Genomic DNA, 3,727 nt, shown 5'->3' on the forward strand with positions numbered 1-3,727 from the left:
GCGCCCCCCCCCCCCCGGGCGCCCCCCCCCGCCGGCCCCGCCCGCCCGGCCGGCCCGCCCCCCGCCCCGGGGGCCCCCCGGGGGGGGGGGGGGGGGGCGGGGCCCCGCGGAGTGGGGCGTGCGCCGTCTAACCGGCGGGCTGCGCCGCCTCATCGGCGTACGCCGCGCCGCACGGCGTCCGCTCCAGGGGCGGCGCGGCGGGCGCGGCGCGGCCCGGCGCCGGATGGGGGATGACGAGCCCGCCCGGGCCCCGGCCCAGCCGCCGCCGCACCCCGCGCAGCAGCCGCCCGGCGGTGAACGCCGTGCCGTAGACGGAGCGCATCGCCGGGCCGAACGACGCCGCGGCCAGCGGGCCCGCGAAGAACAGCCCCGGCCACGACGATTCGAAGAGTCCGCTCAGCTCGGGCGCCCGGCCGGGCCGTACGGTCCGCAGCCCCTCGCGCACCCTTGCGTCGAGCAGCCGCAGCCGCCGCAGGTCCGGGACGAACCCGGTCGCCGCGATCACATGCTCGGTCTCCACCACCGTGGACCGGCCGTCGGCGGCGGCCAGTTCGAGGCGTACCGCGCCGTCCCCGGAGACCGCGGCGCGCACCCGGTGGCCGGTCAGCACCGGGACGGCGGTCTCGAAACGGTCCCGCAGCCACCAGGCCCCGGCCGGTCGCGGCGGCCGGTCCGCGCCCCGTCCCCGGGCCGCCACCGGCAGCCACCGCACCGCCCAGGGCAGCTCGGCCCGCAGCCAGGGCGCCCACCCGGCGCCCAGACCGCTGTGCGGGGCGCGCAGCGCGGCCGGGAACGGACGGCCCAGCGGCGGTGGTGCGGCCTCCCAGTGGATCCGCCCGGCCCGCGCCACGACCCGGGCCCGCGCGCCCAGTTCGGCCAGCAGCACCGCCGTCTCCAGCGCCGACTGGCCACAGCCGACGACGGTCACGTCCCGCCCGGCGAACCCGGACAGATCGCGGTGGTCGCTGCTGTGCGAGGCGAGCGCGGCGGGCAGCCCGTACAGCGGCTCCGGGCGCCGCGCGAACGGCACCGCGCCCACGGCCAGCGCGACCGTACGGGCCCGGATCCACGCCCCGTCCGCGGTCTCCACCAGGAAGCCGCCGCCGTCCGGCCGCACCGCGGTGACCGCACGCTCCTCCACCTCCTGCGGCACCGCCCGCTCGCCGAACCACCGGCCGTACGCGGTGAACACGGTGCCCGGCAGCGGCACGCCCTGCCGCACCGGAATGCCCGCCTGCCCGCAGTACGCCGCCAGGGTGTACGTGCCCGCCGGGTCGGAGAGGTCCGACGACCAGGGCGCGGAGGTGAGGTACATGCCGCCGGGCATGTGGTCCCGCCACGCGGCCATCGGCCGGCCCAGGATCCGCGGGCGCAGCCCGGCGGCCGCCGCGTGCGCGGCGATCGAGAGTCCGTAGGGGCCGGCGCCCACCACCACGAGGTCGTCCATGGAAGATCCCTGCTCCTTCTCGTCGTGCGGTTCTCGTCCGAGCGGCGCCGTACGGGCCGCGGTGCCGGTGTGCGGTGGCCGGTGCGTCAGCCCGTCAGCGACGGGTCCGAAGCGGCTGTTTCCGGGGGCGCGGCGGGCTGCGGGACCCCGGCGCCCGCCGTGGCCGCCCGGAACCCGGCGGCCCGCTCGTGGAGCGCGGCCAGCGCCCGCGCGGCGCGGTCCGCCCCGTGGTGCGCCACGACGGGCGGCGGGGGAAGCCGGCGCGGTGCGGCGCGCCGCTCCTCGCGCAGCACGGCGGCCAGCAGATGCGACCGCGAGCCGGTGTGCCGGGCACCGGGCGCCAGCTCCCCGGGCAGATCATCGAGGGCCGGGCACCCGGTGTGCACCACGGGCAGCCCCGCAGCCAGCGCCTCCACCACGGCCGTCCCGAACGCCTGCGCGGGCGCGGGCGCGACGAGGAGGTCCAGCGCCGAGAACAGCGCGGGCAGCCCGGGGTCGCCCTCCTTGCCGCCGCCCCCGTGCCAGGCGCCCGGCAACAGGACGCGGTTGCCCACCCCGAACTGATCGGCGGCCCGCCGCAGCGCCGCCCGTTCCGGCCCGTCCCCGGCCAGCACCAGCCGGGCGCCGGGCACCTGCGCCACCGCGCGGATCAGCACGTCGAAGCGCTTGCCGGGCACCAGCCGCCCGGCGCCCCCGATCACGAACGCGTCCGCCGCCAGCCCCAGCCGGGCGCGGACCGCCGCGCGGGCGGCCGGGTCGTACCGGAAGGCGTCCGCGTCGACCCCCGGGGTGACCGTCTCGATGCGCTCCCCGGGGACACCCAGGCGCCGCAGCCGGACGGCGACGGCTTCCGAGACGGCCACCGTCGCCGTGCCCAGCCGTTCGGTGCGCCGGTAGCGGGCACGGACGCGGCGGGTCAGCGGACGGCCGTCGATCTCCGTCGCGCCCAGGGTGTGGGCGGTGGCGACGACGCCCCGGACACCGGCCAGCCGGGCGGCGATCCGGCCCGTGACGCAGGCGCGGTAGCGGTGGGTGTGGACCACGTCGTAGCCGCCTCGCCGGATCAGCCGGACGAGACGGGACAGGGTGGGCGGCCCGCCCAGGGGGACGACGGACCCGCCGTCGGCGCGGATGCCGTCGCCGACCGGGCCGTCGCCGCTCAGGCTGACGACGTCGCAGCGGTACGGCAGCCGGCGCAGCATCAGCCGCAGCTGCTGCTCGGCGCCGCCCACCTCCAGTCCGGTGACGAGGTGCAGGACTTTCACCGGTTACCTCCTTACGGGCCCGGGGGCCTACGGGCGGGTCTCATCGGGGCGACGTGCGGTGGCCACGGCGCGCCGTATTTCCCGGGGCGCCGGGCGGGGTTCTTCCGTTCTCCCTTTCTCACTTTCCCCGCTTTCCCGGGTTCTTCGGACCGGAAAGAAGAGGGGAATCCGGAGCCATTCGGCGGTGGGTGGCGGAACGTGCCGCCGAATGGCTCCGGCCGTGCGCTTTCCGGTGTGGCGACAGCGGTGGAAAGCGCACCGTTCTCCGGGGAAACGGAAAGGGTACGGAACGCCGGATGTGCCGGAGACGCATCCGGCGCCGCGGTGGGTCCGGCGGGCGGAATTCCGGGGAATCGCGGTGCGTGCGCCGCCGCGCGGTCTCCCCGGAATTCCCGGGCCCCGCGGACCGGACTGCGGGGCCTGACGTCCTCCTGACCGGCGGCTGCCGAACAGGAATGCACTCTGGCAGAGAGTCCCCCGCCGCACCGGGCGGCACGCCGGACGGGCGTCCCGGGATACGGCACCGGGGCGATCCTCGCAACCGCGGTGGCCGGGTTCTGTCTTCCATAAGGATGAACGTTTCTCCCTTATGGGGGAATGCCCGCATCCTCGGCGCGACCCCGGTCGTTGGGCCGATGTCCCATTCGCGAATAAGGAAAGGAGACGGGCGATGAAGCGGATCGTCACGTCGGCCGCCCTGGCCACGGCCAGCTGCGCACTCGTGATCGGCGGCGCGGGGGTTTCCTCCGCCGGCGACGGGGGTCACGAGGACGGCCACGGCGGCGCCACCGCCGTCGGCGTTGCCTCGCACTCGCCGGGCGTGCTGAGCGGAAATGTCATTCAGGTTCCGATCGATATCCCGGTGAACGTCTGTGGTAACCGCATCGATTTGGTGGCGCTGCTCAACCCGGCATTCGGGAACAAGTGCGTCAACAAGTGACCCGGCCACCGGCCGTGGCGTGACCCCGGCCGGGACGTGTGGGTGAGAGCGGGCCGCCGCGACTTCGGTCGCGGC

3 protein-coding genes are annotated in these 3,727 nt (G+C 77.2%); 1 reads left to right on the plus strand and 2 read right to left on the minus strand.

The features are described 5' to 3' along the window. Positions 1 to 127 precede the first annotated feature (127 nt). Both ACFWWQ_RS16025 and ACFWWQ_RS16030 read right to left on the minus strand, forming a co-directional pair. Positions 128 to 1,447, minus strand: a complete 1,320-nt coding sequence (locus tag ACFWWQ_RS16025) for an NAD(P)-binding domain-containing protein (protein WP_384596356.1) — start codon at positions 1,445 to 1,447, stop codon at positions 128 to 130. 86 nt (positions 1,448 to 1,533) lie between these two features. Beyond that, a complete protein-coding gene (locus tag ACFWWQ_RS16030) occupies positions 1,534 to 2,712 on the minus strand; it encodes a glycosyltransferase (RefSeq protein ID WP_384596359.1) in 1,179 nt (392 codons plus the stop codon). Between the two features lie 670 nt (positions 2,713 to 3,382). Between ACFWWQ_RS16030 and ACFWWQ_RS16035 the strand changes: the two genes are divergently transcribed. Next, entirely contained in the window at positions 3,383 to 3,652 is a 270-nt protein-coding gene (locus ACFWWQ_RS16035) for a chaplin (RefSeq protein WP_384596362.1), read from the plus strand. Positions 3,653 to 3,727: the final 75 nt, after the last annotated feature.

The sequence above is a fragment of the Streptomyces sp. NPDC059080 genome (assembly GCF_042739975.1).
GTDB lineage: Bacteria > Actinomycetota > Actinomycetes > Streptomycetales > Streptomycetaceae > Streptomyces > Streptomyces benahoarensis.